The organism is Corynebacterium sp. c25Ua_47 (assembly GCF_039907205.1).
Taxonomy (GTDB): domain Bacteria; phylum Actinomycetota; class Actinomycetes; order Mycobacteriales; family Mycobacteriaceae; genus Corynebacterium; species Corynebacterium hiratae.
This window is the reverse complement of record NZ_JASBOH010000005.1, coordinates 94,890-109,514: the sequence shown is the minus strand read 5'-3', so window position 1 is coordinate 109,514 and position 14,625 is coordinate 94,890. Positions and strand designations below refer to the sequence as shown.

The window sequence follows — 14,625 nt, the reverse complement described above, 5'->3', positions numbered from 1 at the left end:
CTTGCGTTAAACTGATGACCGTGACTAACCCAAATACAACCCCGCGTCCTGTCCTCGTGGTGGACTTTGGCGCCCAGTACGCGCAGCTCATCGCCCGGCGCGTGCGTGAGGCCAACATCTACTCCGAGGTTGTCCCCAATTCCGCCTCCGTGGAGGACATCAAGGCCAAGAACCCGGCCGCGCTGATCCTTTCCGGTGGCCCGTCTTCCGTATACGCGGACGGCGCCCCTGCGCTGAAGCCGGAGCTGCTCGAGCTCGGCATCCCGGTCTTTGGTATCTGCTACGGCTTCCAGTCCATGACCCAAGCCCTGGGCGGCACCGTGGCCTCCACTGGTGCCCGCGAGTACGGCCGCACGGACATGACCGTGTCCGGCGGCGTGCTGCACAAGGGCCTGGAGGACACCCACAAGGTGTGGATGTCGCACGGCGATTCGGTCACGGAAGCCCCGGAGGGCTTTGAGGTCACCGCCTCTTCCGAGGGCGCTCCCGTGGCAGCCTTCGAGTGCCTGTCCAAGCAGATGGCCGGCGTGCAATACCACCCGGAAGTTCTCCACTCGCCGCACGGCCAGGAGGTGCTCACGCGCTTCCTGACTGAGGTGGCAGGCTTGGAGCAGAACTGGACCGCGGAGAACATCGCGGAGCAGCTCATTAACGATGTGCGCGAGCAGATCGGCGAGGAAGGCCGCGCAATCTGCGGCCTGTCCGGTGGCGTGGATTCCGCCGTGGCCGCAGCCCTCGTGCAGCGCGCCATCGGTGATCGCTTGACCTGTGTCTTCGTCGACCACGGTCTGCTGCGCGCGGGCGAGCGTGAGCAGGTGGAGAAGGACTTCGTGGCGTCGACTGGCGCCAAGCTCATCACCGCTGATGAGCGCGAGGCTTTCCTTTCCAAGCTGGCTGGTGTGACCGAGCCGGAGGCCAAGCGTAAGGCCATCGGTGCGGAGTTCATCCGCTCCTTCGAGCGCGCCGTCGACCAGGCCCTGGACGGCCAGGATGCCGCCTTCCTGGTGCAGGGCACGCTGTACCCGGACGTGGTGGAGTCCGGTGGCGGTGACGGTACCGCGAACATTAAGTCCCACCACAACGTGGGCGGCCTGCCTGACGACGTCGAGTTCGAGCTCGTCGAGCCGCTCCGCCTGCTCTTCAAGGATGAGGTGCGCGCGGTTGGCCGTGAACTGGGCCTGCCGGAGGAAATCGTGGCGCGCCAGCCTTTCCCGGGCCCGGGCCTGGGTATCCGCATCATCGGCGAGGTCACCGAGGAGCGCCTCGAGACGCTGCGCCAGGCGGACCTCATCGCGCGTACCGAGCTGACCAACGCTGGCCTGGATGGCGAGATCTGGCAGTGCCCGGTGGTGCTGCTTGCCGACGTCCGCTCTGTCGGCGTGCAAGGCGACGGCCGCACCTATGGCCACCCGATCGTCCTGCGCCCGGTGTCCTCTGAGGACGCTATGACCGCGGACTGGACGCGCCTGCCCTATGACGTGCTGGAGAAGATTTCTACCCGTATCACCAACGAGGTCAAGGAAGTTAACCGAGTAGTGCTCGACGTGACGTCGAAGCCGCCGGGAACCATCGAGTGGGAGTAAGCGCAGCCGAAAGGCACTGGGACACGCACTGTAGCAGTGCAGTGGAGTATCTCAGTGAGATAGCGCAGTGCTAGAAAGCGGGTAGCGAAGCAAACTCCCAGACGCTGTGTAGCGCGGCCGCGCCTTGAATTAACAGGGCGCGGCCGCGTTCCCCGTTTTCGGTTCCCAGCACTCAGCTCCGCGGAATGGGGGCAGATGGCGCGGTGCCAGGCTCCTGCGTACCCTCCAGGGGGTGGTCGCGACAGGCACCAGTCTGCATGGCGTTAGCGTGCCCGTTGCCAGTATCGATGGCGTTAGTACGCACGGCACAAGGACGCATACCTCTATATCGCGCGCGCGAGTAGCCGCACGCCGAGCAAATTTTCTCAGCGAGCGGCTGGTTAAAGCGGCTGTGTGTCGTAGGGCGTCTCCGGCTGGTGGGGCTGTGGAGCGGCAGCCTGCGACCGGTTGGTTCGGCGGAGCGGTGACCCGCGAGCCGCTGAACCATTGAGCCGGCGGGGTGGCGCTTCCACCGTGAGATCAGGGCGAAGTCTACGGACTAAAAGCACTCATGAACTCGGTGGCGGGTCCGGAGGTTCGCCGGAGTTATGTGGTGGCGCGCCGGAGACAGGGGCTGGTGTCCCACGCGGCGTGGAGCGTGGGTCGGGCGGGCCGGATGTCGACGAACCTGACGATGCGCGAGCTGGCCCCGGAGCGGAGCGCGGCGGGTGGGCCGGGCTTTCAATGGGAATTGGCGGCCCCGCCCACGGCGGAAGGTAGTGCACGCGGCCATCGATGCGGTCGAGGTGCCCGCGGCCGGTGGGCTTTTCCGGATCATCGTCATTGACCGCATTGTGATACGCGCACAGCGGCACTAAGTTGGCCATGTTTGTCGGCCCGCCGTCCTGGAAACGGGTGAGGTGATGAATTTGCGAATCCTCCGCGGGCGCGTTGCAACCCGGCCACGCGCACGTCGGGTGCTCCGCAGACAGCGCGAGGCGCTGCTTAGTGTTGGCGAAACGGCTCGCCATGTACAGGTTCACGGGGCCGTGGTGGGGATGGACGAGGGTGATGAGTCCGACGTCGGCAAGCTTTTCGCGCACGAACTCCGCACCCGTCATCGTGGCCCCATTGGTCAGCTGCAGTTCAATCTCCTCGCCATCACCGTCGACGATGCGGTCGAGTTCATCCAAGCGCACGATGACGTTGGACTGCAGCTTCTGGCCGGAACCGCCTCCGCCGCGAAACACGGTATGCGCCGCGGTGAGCAAGTCCTTGTCGGTGGTCTTCAGCACGGCCAGCAGCTTCGAGATGTTGAGCGAGGAATCCGTAATGCTCAGCGTGTGGTTGCGGCCCGCGCGCCGCGTCACCCGCACGCCTGGGGCGGGGTCCTTGGGCGGGCGCCATTCTTTGAGCTTGGCCTTCGCCACCATGGGGATTTTCTCCCGCGGGGTGGCAGCTAGTAGCTGACGCAGCTCCCAGGCCCTGCGGGCCTTGAGCTTGGAGCAGTAGCGCTCGATATCGAGGAGCGTGAACACGTCGTGGCCCGTGCGGCGGGCCTTGCGCTGCCGGGAGCGGAACATCGTGTCTCCGAAATACACCGCGTGCAGCCCTAGGAGCTTCTCCGCGAAATCCGGCCGCGCGCCCATCTGCACCAGCTGCGCGCGCGTGATACCGGCGCATTGCTCGACGATGTCCAGCCCGCGCGCTAGTGCTTGAATGTAACCCCCCAGTTGCATAGCCCACAGCCTAAACCAGGTTGGGCAGCCTCGCTACTTGAGCGCAGAAATCGCAGCGCAGAGCTTATCGACGTCCCCCTCCTCCGTCGACCACGCCGTACAGAACCGCACCACGCGTAGGTTTTCGTGTTCTTCGAAGAACTGGCACACGAAGTCTTGCGAGAGCTTCTCTTCCTGCTCGCGGGTCAGCAGAGCGAACTGCTGATTGGTGGGGGAGTCAAAGAGCATGTCGATGCCTGCGGCGTGGAAGGCCTCGGCGATGCGCTGGGCCTGGGCGTTGGCGCGGGCGCAGATCTGCTCGTAGAGGGTCGTTGCTGCGTCGGCGGAGGCAGTAGGAGGGGCGCTGAAGAGGGCGGCGAATTGCGCACCGAGCAACCAGCCCTTGGCCAGCAGGCCACCGTTTTGCTTCATCGCATTGCGAAAGCGCGGCGCACCCGCGGGGAAGACGATGGCTTCGCCGAAGAGGGCGCCGCATTTGGTGCCGCCGATGGTGAAGACGTCGACAAGCGTGGCCAGGTCCGGCAGGGTGATATCCGCAGCGGACAGGCCGTAGCCGAGGCGGGCGCCGTCGACAAACAGGCCCAACTCGTACTCATCGCAGACCTCGCGCATGGCCACGAGTTCGGCGCGGGAATAGGCGGTGCCGAACTCGGTGGGCTGCGTGATGTAGACCAGTGCGGGCTCCGGCATGTGTTCCTCCACCCCGGAGGAACGGTACTCATCCATGTATGCGCGAACCTGCGCGGCGGTGATTTTTCCCAGCTGGTTTGGCAACGTGATGACCTTGTGCCCGGTGTGCTCGATGGCGCCCGTCTCATGGGTGGCGATGTGCCCGCTATCCGCCGCGATAACCCCCTCCCAGGGGCGCAGCCGGTGGGCGATGATGGTGGCGTTGGCCTGCGTGCCACCGACCATGAAATGCACCTCAGCGTTCGGCGCCTGGCAGGCAGTGCGGATGCGCTCAGCGGCCGTGGCGCACAGCTCGTCGGCGCCATAGCCGGCATAAGCCCCACCCGCCTCCGCAATGGCTTCGAGGACGCGGGGGTGGGCTGAGCGGTGGTAGTCGTTGCCGAAGTGAATCATGGTGGGCCAGTTTAGCCGGTGACGGTGAGCTCGCCGATGCCTTGGTCGATGCGGATATCTAGCAGCGCATCATCGTCATGGCGGTTGGTGCAGTTGCTTTCTCCTAAGCCACTGTCACAGGTGAGTGATACAGGGACGTCCTTCGGGAGGATGACCTCGACGCTGCCGATGCCGACGTCGATGGTGACATCGTGCTTTTCCTTGAGGTCTTCGATTTGGCTCAAGTCCACCGTTGAGGTGCCAATACCTAGGTCATAGTACTCCTGGAGCTCCTCCACGCTGGTGGGGGCAAAGTGCTGTTCACCGGCGTTAAAGCGGAAGCTGAAACCGGACTCGTCGTCGGCCTCGGTGACGAAGGTAACGCCAAGGAAGGCAATCGTCAGGGCAGCTCCCACAGCGCCGAGGGCAATTGCACCCTCGACCCACTGCGAACCGCGTTTCTTTGTCGGTTCCTCCCGCGGGCCCGGCTCCGGCAGGTCCCAGGCATCGGGCACCACGCCGAGTGGATCCCAGGACGGCGGGGTCGTACGCCCCGGTGGGAAGGGGTGGCCGTCTGCTGGGGTATAAGGGTTGAGGTTGACCGGTTCCTCGCGCACCGGCTGTTCGGCAGCCAACAGCCCGCTGGGCGGTAGCGGTTCGCGTTGGTGAAGGGCGTACCACGCCAGCGCCAACAGGCCGAAGGTCAGCGCAGCGGGCGGAAGGCCGGCGAGGAATTGTCCGCTGAGGAACAGCGGGCCGGAGCCAAACGTCAGAAGGACGCCGATAATCAGCACCCAGCCGAGCTCTTGTTCCTCCTTGACGCCATCCTTGCCCATGGCCGCATCGAGCGGGCAGTAGGGCGAACCGAAGCGCGGCATGAGCGCCCACGCGAGGAGGTAGGCGGCGATGCCGCCGCCGAAGGCGAGTGCTGCGACCACGAAGGCCACGCGCACAATCGTGGGGTCAAGCTGGTAGCGCACCGCGATGCCTTCGCAGACACCAGCGATGTGCGCGTCACCGCCCTGTTTCTTGGGAAGGCGGACGGGGCGGGTCGTCCACATCTGGTTGAGTGTGCTGTTCTTCGTCATGCTTTTATGGTGCCGCGTGGGGCCTCGCGGCGGTATCGGTAATCGCCCTGATTTTTTGACCTCAGGGTTGTCCCTGATGTGCCCGAGGGGTGGCGCGTGGGACTATGGCTAGTATGACTTCGCCCTATGTGCCCGCAGAAAACGCGGCGCCCTATCCCGTGATGTCGCGTCCCCAATCTGGCCGCGTGGTCGCCGGCGTGGCGGCGGGGCTGGCGCAGAATCTGGGGGTTTCGGCGCTCTCCGTGCGCATCGCCTTGACCGCGTTGACCCTGCTGGGTGGGGTGGGGGCGATGGCCTATGCCGGGCTGTGGATTTTCACGCCCGCGCTTGACGACGCCCCCTCCACCCGCCGCAGCCCCCTCTCCCTCGTGCTGGTGTTCCTGGCGCTGGCGGGTAGTGCGGTGGGTGTGTTGGGGGTTTCGGGGGCGTCGCTAAGCGTGGCGGTGCCATTGGCGGTGGTGGCCATCGGCGCGGTGCTGGCGTGGTTGGCGTATGACCGCGGACTGAACACGCCGGTGGGCCTGGTTGCTGTGGCGGCCGGTGCCGTCCTGGTCATCGGTGGCGTCGTGGTGGCGGCGGTGACGTGGGAGAGCGGATCGGGTTCGGCGATCCTGGCCACGGCGCTGACGCTGGTGGGCTTTGGCGCGCTGGTGGTGCCGCTGGTGCTGAAGCTCTGGCGCTCGCTATCTCAGGAACAGGCGGCGAAGGCGGTTTCGGAGGAGCGCGCCGAGATTGCCGCCCGCCTGCACGATTCGGTGCTGCAGACGCTGGCGCTGATTCAGAAGCGGGCGGGGGATTCGCGCGAGGTGACGCGTTTGGCGCGCGCCCAAGAACGCGAGCTGCGCGCCTGGCTTTTCGATGCCCCCTCCGCCGCCCCCACCACCTGTTTCGGTGCCCTCGAATCGGCGTGCGGGGAGGTGGAAGATCTCTTCGACATGCGGGTATCTGCTGTGACGGTGGGTGAGGACATGGAGCTGACGGAGTCCGCGAAGCTGCTTATCCAGGCCGCGCGTGAGGCCATGGTGAATGCCGGCAAGCATGCGGGTGTGGACGCGGTGGATGTTTATGCGGAGTTGTTGGCGGGCGAGCTGAGTATCTTTGTGCGCGACCGCGGGGTGGGTTTCGACGTGGAGGATATTCCCGCTGATAGGCACGGGATTCGTGACAGTATTCGCGCGCGCGTAGAAGGATCTGGTGGGCGCGTGCGGATTTCCTCGACCCCGGGGGAGGGCACCGAGGTGGAGCTCGCGGTAGCGTTATGAGCATGGTGAAGGTCTTTTTGGTTGATGATCACTCCGTCTTTCGCGCGGGCGTTCGCGCGGAGCTGGCGGCGTCCTCGGAGATTGAGATCGTGGGCGATGCCGGGACCGTTGCGGAGGCGCTGGAGGGCATTGCGCGTACCTCCCCGGACGTGGTGCTTCTCGACGTCCACATGCCCGACGGCGGTGGCCTCGCCGTTATTAACGCGACGGCTAATCAGCCGGCGCGGCCGGTGTTTTTGGCGCTGAGCGTGTCGGATGCGGCGGAGGACGTGATTGCGCTGATTCGGGCGGGCGCGCGCGGGTATGTGACGAAGAATATTTCCGGCCCGGATCTGGCCGAGGCGGTGGTGCAGGTGCACAGCGGGGATGCGTATTTCTCGCCGCGCCTGGCGGGTTTTGTCCTCGACGCTTTTGCTTCCGGTTCGCCCGCGCCGGAGCCGGAGGAGGGACAAGACCCGGCGGTGGATGCGCTCACGCGGCGCGAGCTAGAGGTCTTGCGGTTGCTTGCGCGCGGCTATACGTACCGCGAGATTGGCAAGCAGCTGTTTATTTCGGTGAAGACGGTGGAAACACACGCCTCCAATATTTTGCGCAAGACCCAGCAGTCCAACCGCCATCAGCTCACGCGCTGGGCCACCTCGCGCGACCTGGCTTAAACAGCCTGGCCTAGGCGGGTTGGGTTTAGGCAGGGGGTGCGTAGGCGAGCTTGCGGGAGCCGTCGACGTGGGGAAAGAGCAGGAAGGCCGCGCCTGAAACGAGCACCCACACCAGCGCGCTGCCCCAGGCAGGCAGCGCGAGGAGTGGGGAGAACATGACCATCAACCACAGCACCATAAGCGGGATGAGCTGTGCCGCGTTGGGCAGCATGGTGACGTTGTGGCGCTGGGCATAATCACGCAGGTCCGCGCGGTAGGGGTGTAGGAGTACGAGCGCGCAGGCCGCGAGGAGGAAGAGCAGGCTGAGCCCCAGCGCGAGACCGAAGTGGATGCGGCTGGTACCCACCGCCACGGCGGCACCAGCCAACAGTGAGGAACCGAGTCGCACCCACAGCGGAGTGGGGATTGGGGTGGTGTGCGCGCGGAGGGGATTCATGGCGCCTAACGCTACCAGCGCAATTGCGCGCGTCCGGAGAGAGGTTCATAATAGGAGCCATGAATCAAACAGGTGTTCGTGTGGTGGGAGGACCGCAGGCCGAGCAAATTGCGATCCTGCGCGCCCAGATTCAACGCCTGGAAACCCCGGATGTTGCCGCGCAGGTGCAGCCGGAGGTGGAGCTTCTCGGCGTCCCCGAAGGGCTATCTGAGCTGCTCCCGGGCGGTGGCCTTCCCCGCAAGCGGGCAACCGTCTGTGCGGAATGTGCCGCTCTCGTGGTGGAGCTGATATCCCATGTTAGCGCGGCGGGCGGACACGTTGCGGTGGTGGGCTGGCCCGATCTCTCACTCGCACAGGTGGTTGAGGATGGAGATATCTCCCGGGTCATCGCGGTGCCCGAACCGGGCGCGGAACCCTGGGCGGTAACTAGCGTGCTGTGTGAGGGGCTGGACCTGGTGGTGCACAAAGGCACAGGCGAGCTGAGCCCCACGCGGGCGCGCCCCGTGCTGGCGAAAGTGCGGGCAGGGCAGGCGGCCCTGCTCACCGTGGGAACCCGGCTGCCAGGAACGGCGATGGAGATAGGTGCGGAGGTCGTCGCGGTGCATGGCTTGGGCCGGGGCAGCGGGCGTATTTGGGGAGTTGATATAGGGGTGCGGGTGGCGTCGGCAAGCATGCGCCCGCGCCGTGGAGTGCTCACGTGTGGGCAGCGTCTGGACGCGCGCCCACGCCTGGAGGTCGTGTGAGGGTCGCGGCGCTGTGGTTCCCGGATTGGCCTATCCAGGCGCTGCAGGACGCCGACAGGATGGCGTGCGCTATCGCCGCCCAGCACCGCGTGGCGGTCTGCAACGCGGCAGCGCGCCGGGCGGGGGTGCGCCGCGGGATGCGGGTGCGCCAAGCCCAAGCTCTCCTACCGGAGCTGCGTGTGGAGGAGGTCAACCCGGACCGGGACGGGGTGGTGTTCGCGGAGATTGCCGCGGGGCTGGATGCGGTGGCCTCCTCGGTGGAGGTGCTGCGTCCGGGCTTGGTCATTGTGGATGCGGGCGCGGCCGGGCGTTTCCACGGCAGTGAGGCGAAGGCGGTAGAGATGCTTGTCGACGCCACCTCCAGATCCCGCCTCGACGCCACCGTCGGCGTCGCCGATGAGATCGCCACCGCGCTGATTGCCGCGCGCCACCACAACCTGGGCGCGGTAGTCCCGGCAGGCGGCTCGCGCGACTTTCTGGCTCAGCAGCCGGTGGGAGTATTGGCCGCGGAAGTGGCGCTGGGGTGTGCGGCGGACGTGGTGCATGCCTTGGAGCAGCTGGGCGTGCGCACGTTAGGGGAGCTGGCGAGTTTGCCGCTGCGCCAAGTCACCACCCGTTTCGGCGAGGCTGGACGGCGGTGCCACGCGGTGGCCGCGGCCGCACCGGATCGGCGCGTGGCGCCGGAGCTTGCACGCCCGGACCTGGGCGTGGAGCAGGGCTTCGAAGAACCCTTAGAGCGCGTAGACGCCGCGGCCTTTGCTGCGCGCCAGCTCGCGGCGCGCCTGCATGTGGTGCTCGATGAGGCCGGCGTGGTGTGTCTGCGGCTGCGCGTTGCTGCGGAGTTCGAGGGCGGCGAGCGTTTGGAGCGGATCTGGCGTACCCAGGAAGCGCTCAGCGAGGCCGCTACAGCAGACCGCGTGCGCTGGCAGCTCGATGGCTGGCTGAGTGCTGCGCGGGCGGGAAGTGCGCCGGGTGAGGGAGGGGGCGTCGTCAAGCTGGCGTTGGAGCCGGTGGAGGTCGCCCCGCCGGGGGATGGGCTCCTGTGGGGCGCAGGCGAATCCGCGGAGCAGGCCAAGCGCGTTATCGCGCGGGTGCAATCCCAGCTGGGGGTGGACCGCGTGCTGCAGCCCCGCCCAGCGGGCGGGCGTGGGGTGGCCGAGCGCATCGAGTACGTCCCCTATGGCGAGCAGCGCGATCCGCAGCCGGAGGGCACCTGGCCGGGGCGCATCCCGGCGCCGCTCCCGGCGAGCCTGGCGCACCCGGCCGCGCGGATTCGGCTTATCGACGTCTCCTCGAAGGAGGTCATCGTCACCGCCGAGGCCCTCCTTTCCGGGGAGCCGGCGGGTCTGGGATGGGGGTGCCACCGCTACCGGGTGACCGGTTGGGCCGGCCCGTGGCCCGTAGACACCGGGTGGTGGGAAGCAGGCGCGGCGCAGCGCTGCGCGCGTCTGCAAGTCGTCGGAGAAAACGAGAAAGGCCAGCGCGCCTGGCTCCTCGTGTGGGCAGGCGGGCGCTGGTCTGTGGAGGCAACCTATGCCTGAACGGCTTAATTCAAGATGTCGATGACCAGGCGCGTCGGCCCCGTGAGCACCTGAACCGAGTACGGGTGGCGTTCATTAAGCCCGATAACGAACTGCGAGCGAGCCTCGAAGGTACCGCCGCTGACCACCTGGGTTACCAGCCCGCCGGCGCCGTTTACGGTGCCGATATTCGGGTCTTCCATATCGAGCTGGAAGGGATAAGCAGTGCCGTCGATGCTGACGTCGAGCGCGGTGGAACCCTTGAAAGGAATCGGGTTGCCGGAGCCCTGCTGGGCGGGGGCATCGGTGTAATCAATGAACCAGCCCGGTGAACCGTTCCCGACGAATTCGAAGACCACGCGGTCAAAACCTTCATGCTTGCCCACGCGGACATCGGTCACCACCAGCTCCGAGGGAGCCGGTGGGCGGAGGGTTTTCATCTCCATGTTGGCGTCGCCCAGCGGAGTCAGCCCAGCCGGTGCGGCGGGGGAGGGGGCAGCAGGAGTGACTGTGGCAGTGGAGGTGGAGGCGCCGGACAAGGTAGCGTCGAGAGTCTTCGTGGGGCCGTCGGTACCGCCGTCCGAGGAGGAAGACGGAGCGCATCCCTGAAGCACGAGCGCACCCGAGACAACGAGTGCGGCCACGGGGGCGGCTGTGCGCAAGAGATTGTGTTTCGGCATAACTCCGAGGGTAGCGGTACCGCGAGACATTCTATGCATTGAAGTAAACATCGTAACCACATTGTTGTGAAAGGAGTGATACCAGTTAAGATGGCGCCATGACCTTCTGCTCCGATGTCCAGGTCGAGCCCCTGGCTGGTACCGCTAAACAAGAATCTGTTTATGTCCTTTTTGAGTGGCCTACGGCCTGGTCTCGCGACGTGCTGGATGGTCGTACTTTTGGCCCAGGCCTCACCGAGAAGCTCAAGGCCAAGCTCAAAGGCGTGGCGGGCCTGCAGCTCATTCGCCGCCCCGGGCGCGCCGGGCACGAGCGGGGGACGGGGCACTTCCGTTGTTTCGTCGTGTGGGCACGCGAGGGGTTAGTGCAGGATTACGTCCTGAACGGCCCGGAGGACATCCTCGATCTGGATCTGGAGCACCCCACCGGCACGTGCCTGCCGCTGGTGCTCGTGTGCACCCACGCCAAGCGCGATGCCTGCTGCGCAATCAAGGGCCGCCCGCTTGCTGCCTCCCTGGCATGCGAATTTGAGGAGACCGTGTGGGAAACCTCCCACACCAAGGGGCACCGCTTCGCGCCGTCGGTGCTGCTGATGCCGTGGGGCTATTCCTTTGGCCGCCTCAACGTGGAAGCTGGCCGCGAGCTCGTGGGCAAGGCGCTGCACGGCGAGTATTTCTACCCCGCCAACCGCGGTTCCGGCCTCACCACGCCCCAAGGGCAAGTGGCGGAGCTTGCGGTGGCACGCCAGCTTCTCGACGCCTCCGAGCCCCTCCACTACGGCGACCTCACCGTCGACGCAGCGGAAAACACCGCAACGGAAAACCCCGCCGCGCGAAATGGCGTCGTTGTGCGCCACCGTGATGGCCGTGCATGGGACGTAGAACTCGAAGAAAAAGAGGCCTCCGGCGTCGTCTCCTCCTGCGGAGACGAACCGAAGACCTCTCGTTTCTATGCCGCGCGCCGCGTCCGTATCCTACGCGCCGCGTCGCAGGACGCGGCGCGCGGTTAGCGGCGCATAATCTTGGCCGAGAGCCAGTTGCCAAAGAACTGCGCTGCCTGCACCAGCACAATGATGATGAGGGTAGCCACCACGGTGACCTCCCACTCGAAGGCGCGGTAGCCGTAGACGATGGCGAAGTCACCCAAGCCACCGCCGCCGACGTAGCCGGCCATCGCGGACATATCGACGATGCCGATGAACAGGAAGGTGTAGCCCAGCACCAGCGGGCCCAGCGCCTCCGGAATGATGACCGTGGTGATGATCTTCCACGGCGAAGCGCCCATCGCGCGGGCTGCTTCAATCACGCCTGGGTCCAGCGCCACGAGATTCTGCTCCACGATGCGCGCCACCGCGAAGGTAGCCGCAATCACCATGACGAACGTGGCCGGCTCACGGCCGATAGAGCTGCCCAGCACCGCCACCGTCAGCGGCTGGACAAAGGCCAGCAAGATGATGAAGGGAATCGGGCGAACAAAGTTCACCAGGATGTTGATGATGAAGTAGATGGGCTTGTTCTGCAGGATGCCGCCCGGGCGGGTGGTGTAGAGCAGGATGCCGAGAACCAAGCCGATGATGCCGGCGACCACCAGGGTGGTGGCGACCATGATGAGGGTGTCCTTGATGGCGTCGACAAGCGTGCTGCCCAGTCGGTCCCAATTGGCCTGCGCGAGGTAGGTGACGTTCATCGTTGGATCTCCTCAATATCGGTGGTGCGTTGCATGTGTGCGTAGAAATCTTCGATGGCCGCATCCGGGCCGTTGAGGCGCACGGTGATCTTGCCGAAGGAATGCTTCTGCAAGGTGGTGATGCCGCCGTGGACCACGGCGATGGACACGCCTTGGTCCGCGAGCTTGCCGGCGGCGTCGAAGAAGCCCGACTTTTCCGTCAAGTTGATGGTGAACAGGCGGCCCTCGTGGGCCAGCAGGTCATCGGCCTCAACGACGTCCGGGGTGTTGCGCAGCGAGGTGGCCACGAACTTCTCCGCCACCTTGGTCTGCGGATTGGAAAAGACCTCATAGACGCTGCCGGCCTCGATGACGTGGCCGTTTTCCATGACGGCTACCTTGTCGGCGATGGAGCGAACGACGTCCATCTCGTGGGTGATGACCACGATGGTGATGCCGAGGTCGCGGTTGACCTTGCGTAGCAGGTCGAGCACCTCGTGGGTGGTGGTGGGGTCGAGCGCCGAGGTGGCCTCGTCCGCCAGCAGCAGGGAAGGGTTATTAGCCAGGGCGCGGGCGATGCCGACGCGCTGCTTCTGGCCGCCGGAGAGCTGCTCCGGGTAGTTATCGCCCTTGTCCGCCAGGCCGACGAATTCCAGCAGTTCCTGGACGCGCTTTTTACGCTCCTGCTTCTCGACGCCCTGCAGCTTCAGCGGGTACTCAATATTGCCCGCCGCGGTGCGCGAGGACATGAGGTTGAACTGCTGGAAGATCATGCCGATGTTGCGGCGGATGCCGCGCAGCTTGGATTCGGGGAGGGGGACGACATCGGTGCCGTCGAGAAGCAGCTGCCCCGAGGTCGGCTTATCCAGACCGTTGATCATGCGCACCAGCGTGGACTTACCCGCGCCGGAGAAACCGATGATGCCGATGATTTCGCCAGGCTCGACGGTCAGGGAGACATTATCGAGTGCGGTGGTGGTGGTTTTCTTGTTTTTAAAGACTTTGGTGATGTTGCGGAATTCAATCCGGGTGCCCCGGTGGGCGCCAGTTTGTTCAGTCACGTGGGTTTCCTTTGTACGTGTCCGTGTGATGAGTGAGGAGGGAGTAACGGGCAAAATCCCCCGGGTCACGCAATCAAGCGTGAGCGCGGGGGACATGTGGATTACGCGGGGCTTAGACCTGCTCTTCGAGGCGGTCCAGGATTTCCTGGAGCTCTTCCTGGGAGCGGTCGACGGCCACGGCGGTGTCGCCGGAGGACTTCAGGACGGCCTCGGTGACCTTCGGGTCCTTCCACAGCTTGGCCAGCTCGTGAAGGGCCTCGTTGTCGGCGTCGTCGGCGCGCACGGCCCAGACGTTGATGTAGGGCTCAGCCTCGGCGGAGTCTGGGTCGTCCTGAGCGACGGCGGACTTCGGGTCAATGCCGGCGCGCTCGAGGAAGGAGTTGTTGATGACAGCCGGCTTGCCCTCGCCGTAGGCGGCCGGGGTCTGGGCAGCATCTACCGGGGTGACCTTAACCTTGGACTTGTCCTCATCGATGTCTAGCGGGGTGGGGGTCAGCGGGCTGTTCTCCTTGAGAGTGACCAGGCCTTCCTGAACCAGCAGGCCGATGGCGCGGCCCTGGTTAGTGGAGTCGTTCGGGATGGCGACTTCCTGGCCCTCGATGCCAGCGAGATCCTTGTGGTCCTTCCAGTAGATGGCCAGCGGGTAGATCTCGGTGGAGGCCAGCGGGACCAGATCGGTGCCGTTGCCCTTGTTGTACTCAGCCAGGAACTTCAGGTGCTGGAACTTGTTGGTGCTCAGCTGGCCCTGGTCCAGAGCCTGGTTCGGAGTGTTGTAGTCGGCGAAGTTCTCCAGCTTGACGTCGTAGCCGGCTTCCTTGGCCAGGTCCTGGAAGACGGCCCACTCTTCCATGTTGGCGTCAGTGGTGCCGATGGTGATGGTGGAGTCCTTGGTGATGGCCTCGCCGGAATCCTTGGACTCAGCGGAGTCCGAGGAGCAAGCAACCAGGCCGGTTGCGGCGATGACGGCTGCCGAGGTGGCAGCAAGTACGCGACGGATGCTCATGGTGGGTTCCTAGTGTCCCTTCTTGGTTTGTGCGGCAAGTCGTGTCACCGCAGGATTTGTGCGCTGCACGAAAAACTAGCAACGATTGAACCGCTTTGTCTATTCGGAGAATTGTTCAACGAAAACCTTGACTGGAACCTGTGTTCGAAT

General features: G+C 65.3%; 14 protein-coding genes. 6 read left to right on the top strand and 8 right to left on the bottom strand.

Annotated features, from left to right (window positions below; translation table 11 throughout):
- Window positions 1-14: 14 nt before the first annotated feature.
- Window positions 15-1,583, top strand: a complete 1,569-nt coding sequence (gene guaA, locus QKE52_RS06315; RefSeq protein ID WP_046648408.1) for a glutamine-hydrolyzing GMP synthase — start codon at window positions 15-17, stop codon at window positions 1,581-1,583.
- 548 nt (window positions 1,584-2,131) lie between these two features.
- Here guaA and QKE52_RS06310 read toward each other — a convergent pair.
- Genes QKE52_RS06310 through QKE52_RS06300 form a run of 3 tightly spaced genes read right to left on the bottom strand, consistent with a single transcriptional unit; the run spans window position 2,132 to window position 5,451 of the window.
- Complete coding sequence (locus tag QKE52_RS06310; protein ID WP_347948411.1) at window positions 2,132-3,301, bottom strand: HNH endonuclease; 1,170 nt, start codon at window positions 3,299-3,301, stop codon at window positions 2,132-2,134.
- 33 nt (window positions 3,302-3,334) lie between these two features.
- The gene (locus QKE52_RS06305) at window positions 3,335-4,384 is read right to left on the bottom strand and encodes an aminotransferase class I/II-fold pyridoxal phosphate-dependent enzyme (RefSeq protein WP_347948410.1); all 1,050 of its coding nucleotides are present in this window, start codon (window positions 4,382-4,384) and stop codon (window positions 3,335-3,337) included.
- An 11-nt stretch (window positions 4,385-4,395) separates the two neighbouring features.
- Window positions 4,396-5,451, bottom strand: a complete 1,056-nt coding sequence (locus tag QKE52_RS06300) for a PspC domain-containing protein (RefSeq protein ID WP_347948409.1) — start codon at window positions 5,449-5,451, stop codon at window positions 4,396-4,398.
- A 113-nt stretch (window positions 5,452-5,564) separates the two neighbouring features.
- Between QKE52_RS06300 and QKE52_RS06295 the strand changes: the two genes are divergently transcribed.
- A complete protein-coding gene (locus QKE52_RS06295) occupies window positions 5,565-6,713 on the top strand; it encodes a PspC domain-containing protein (protein ID WP_210384387.1) in 1,149 nt (382 codons plus the stop codon).
- Window positions 6,714-6,715: 2 nt separating this feature from the next.
- Entirely contained in the window at window positions 6,716-7,369 is a 654-nt protein-coding gene (locus QKE52_RS06290; protein ID WP_070680521.1) for a response regulator transcription factor, read from the top strand.
- 25 nt (window positions 7,370-7,394) lie between these two features.
- Here the strand turns inward: QKE52_RS06290 and QKE52_RS06285 are convergent, their stop codons facing one another.
- Window positions 7,395-7,805, bottom strand: coding sequence for a hypothetical protein (locus QKE52_RS06285; protein ID WP_070545959.1), 411 nt, complete (start codon window positions 7,803-7,805; stop codon window positions 7,395-7,397).
- Window positions 7,806-7,864: 59 nt separating this feature from the next.
- Between QKE52_RS06285 and QKE52_RS06280 the strand changes: the two genes are divergently transcribed.
- Together QKE52_RS06280 and QKE52_RS06275 are read left to right on the top strand one after the other, a co-directional pair.
- Window positions 7,865-8,548, top strand: a complete 684-nt coding sequence (locus QKE52_RS06280) for a hypothetical protein (protein ID WP_246822504.1) — start codon at window positions 7,865-7,867, stop codon at window positions 8,546-8,548.
- Entirely contained in the window at window positions 8,545-10,089 is a 1,545-nt protein-coding gene (locus tag QKE52_RS06275; protein WP_347948408.1) for a DNA polymerase Y family protein, read from the top strand. The genes QKE52_RS06280 and QKE52_RS06275 overlap by 4 nt, the downstream gene beginning before the upstream one ends.
- Before the next feature lie 5 nt (window positions 10,090-10,094).
- On the opposite strand, the gene QKE52_RS06270 is transcribed toward QKE52_RS06275, so the two are convergent.
- Window positions 10,095-10,748: a hypothetical protein gene (locus QKE52_RS06270; protein ID WP_083312713.1), complete on the bottom strand. Its 654-nt coding sequence runs from the start codon at window positions 10,746-10,748 to the stop codon at window positions 10,095-10,097.
- Window positions 10,749-10,846: 98 nt separating this feature from the next.
- On the opposite strand from QKE52_RS06270, the gene QKE52_RS06265 reads away from it, so the two are divergent.
- On the top strand, window positions 10,847-11,755 hold the full coding sequence (locus QKE52_RS06265) for a sucrase ferredoxin (RefSeq protein ID WP_347948407.1): 909 nt from the start codon (window positions 10,847-10,849) through the stop codon (window positions 11,753-11,755).
- On the opposite strand, the gene QKE52_RS06260 is transcribed toward QKE52_RS06265, so the two are convergent.
- The 3 genes from QKE52_RS06260 to QKE52_RS06250 form a co-directional block, all read right to left on the bottom strand.
- Window positions 11,752-12,432 (bottom strand): methionine ABC transporter permease, encoded by a 681-nt coding sequence (locus QKE52_RS06260; RefSeq protein ID WP_070702157.1) that lies wholly within the window; start codon window positions 12,430-12,432, stop codon window positions 11,752-11,754. The genes QKE52_RS06265 and QKE52_RS06260 overlap by 4 nt on opposite strands.
- On the bottom strand, window positions 12,429-13,472 hold the full coding sequence (locus QKE52_RS06255) for a methionine ABC transporter ATP-binding protein (RefSeq protein ID WP_071410164.1): 1,044 nt from the start codon (window positions 13,470-13,472) through the stop codon (window positions 12,429-12,431). Before QKE52_RS06255 ends, QKE52_RS06260 begins: the two co-directional genes overlap by 4 nt.
- A 112-nt stretch (window positions 13,473-13,584) precedes the next feature.
- Window positions 13,585-14,475, bottom strand: a complete 891-nt coding sequence (locus tag QKE52_RS06250) for a MetQ/NlpA family ABC transporter substrate-binding protein (RefSeq protein ID WP_049157071.1) — start codon at window positions 14,473-14,475, stop codon at window positions 13,585-13,587.
- Between the last annotated feature and the right edge of the window lie 150 nt (window positions 14,476-14,625).